The organism is Cytobacillus oceanisediminis 2691, assembly GCF_007678455.1.
Taxonomy (GTDB): Bacteria; Bacillota; Bacilli; order Bacillales; family Cytobacillaceae; genus Mesobacillus; species Mesobacillus oceanisediminis_A.
This window is the reverse complement of record NZ_VEEP01000221.1, coordinates 1-272: the sequence shown is the minus strand read 5'-3', so window position 1 is coordinate 272 and position 272 is coordinate 1. Positions and strand designations below refer to the sequence as shown.

Below are 272 nucleotides of genomic sequence, written 5' to 3'. Positions count from 1 at the left end.
GAGGAGAAATGTAACTGCTTTGCGTTTGTCAGCTAAGTTGGATTGGATTTCGTTCAAAAGCATGGTGAAGGTATTATGGGGGGATGGATAGTGGGAAAAAGCGGTGTAGAGGATGATTGAGAGTGGGAGGAAAGGGATCAGGAAGAAGAATAAGAAAAGGAAAAATAAATAGGGAGGTTGATAGGATAATTGGAAGCGGAAGAAGAAAAGGTTTTGGTTGTGGATATGGATGGGGAAAGGATTGGAGAAGGGGAATGTGAAAATAATGATAA

The 272-nt window shown here is 40.8% G+C and carries 1 protein-coding gene; it reads left to right on the top strand.

Translation table 11 applies throughout. From position 1 onward, the window contains the following. Positions 1-122 precede the first annotated feature (122 nt). Complete coding sequence (locus tag FS736_RS24670; RefSeq protein ID WP_186326930.1) at positions 123-260, top strand: hypothetical protein; 138 nt, start codon at positions 123-125, stop codon at positions 258-260. The last annotated feature ends 12 nt before the right edge of the window (positions 261-272 follow it).